Source organism: Pantoea sp. GbtcB22 (genome assembly GCF_019091025.1).
GTDB classification, from domain to species: domain Bacteria; phylum Pseudomonadota; class Gammaproteobacteria; order Enterobacterales; family Enterobacteriaceae; genus Pantoea; species Pantoea leporis.
On sequence record NZ_JAGXKB010000021.1, the window covers coordinates 1 to 1,482 of the forward strand.

Genomic DNA, 1,482 nt, shown 5'->3' on the forward strand with positions numbered 1-1,482 from the left:
ATCGGTCGCTGGCGTGAAGCTCCAGTGGCCATTCGGATCGGCAGTCGCAGAACCCTGTACCTTGCCGTCCATGATGATGGTGACGATTTCGCCCGGCTGAGCAGTGCCGCGCAGCTCCGGGCGCGCGTCGTTGGTCAGGTCGCCGTTATGCAGCATCCCGGTGTTGCCTTCCACGTCATCCCACGCGCCGATGATGGCTGGTGCGATGGCATTGCCGCCCGCGATCAGGTCAAAGCCAATGCTGTTGGACTCGTCGCCGATGTTGCCGGCTTTATCCTGCGCTTTGGCGCTCAGTTCGTGGTCGCCGTTCAGCAGCGGAGGAACCGGAATGAATGTCCAGTTACCGCTTGCGTCCGCCTCGGTGCGGCCAATTTCAACGCCTTTGTCATAGATGATGACGGTGCTGCCCGCTTCTGCGGTACCCCGGATCTCCGGCTGTGCGTCGTCCGTGGTGCTGCCGTCAGTGATAGAACCGGTCACGCTGCCCTGATCGTCGATCAGGTCGGTGATCACCGGTGCCGCAGGCGCATCGGTGTCGATAACAATCAGGTACGGATCAGACTCCTCAGAGCTGTTGCCTGCCGGATCGGTCACGATGGTGGTGAACTCGTGGTCGCCGTCATTCAGCGGGGTCTCCGGCGTGAACTGCCAGCCGCCGTTCTCGTCGGCCACGACGCTGCCGATTGGCGTGCCGTTGTCGATGATGGTGACCACGTCGCCCGGCTGCAGGCCGCTGCCGATCAGCGTCGGGGTGGTGTCATCAGTAGAGTCGCCGTTGCCCACGCTGCCCTGGATTGGGCCCACGTCGTCAATCACGTCCGCGATGCCGTCGCCGCCGGTGCCGCCATCGCCCGGTTTGGTCGGTTCCTGGACGTCGATGTCCAGCACGAACTCTGCGGTCGGTGCACTGACCACGCCGGTTTTAGCGTCAGTCGCCGTTGCAGTGAAGCGATGTTCACCGTCTGGCAAAGCAGGTGTGGTGAAGTTCCAGCGACCAAAGCTGTCAGTTTTGACTGAGCCTAACACCAGGTTGCCATCCATGATTGTCACGATGCTGTTCGGCGTTGCTTTACCGTGCAGAGTCGGAGTGTCATCGTTGGTAACGCTACCGGAAGCGATGTTGCCGGTGTGTGCTTCTACGTTGTCAAAGGCAAAGTCGATGCTGACCAATACGTCAGACAGGTCAACGATGAAGTCGATTGGATCAGACGGATCACTCTGGTTACCGGCCGGATCTTCGATGACTACTATGATGCTGTGCTCACCTTCTTCCAGCGGTGGAACCGGGGTAAATTCCCAGCTGCCATCCTGACCGACGATGGTGGTACCAATAATTTCGCCGTCATCTTTGATGATCACTTTGTCGCCCGGCTCGCCGGTGCCGCCAAAGGTCGGGGTGCTGTCGTCGGTGGTGGCGCCGCTTTGAATTGGACCGGGAATTGGGCCGACGTTGACTTCTGCCGTCAGGACGTCTGCGGCGTC

At 60.5% G+C, this 1,482-nt stretch carries 1 protein-coding gene; it reads right to left on the reverse strand.

All coding sequences use genetic code 11. The features are described from left to right. Nucleotides 1-1,482, reverse strand: a 1,482-nt coding sequence (locus KVT28_RS24645) for an Ig-like domain-containing protein (RefSeq protein ID WP_254633651.1), incomplete at both ends; no start/stop codon positions are given.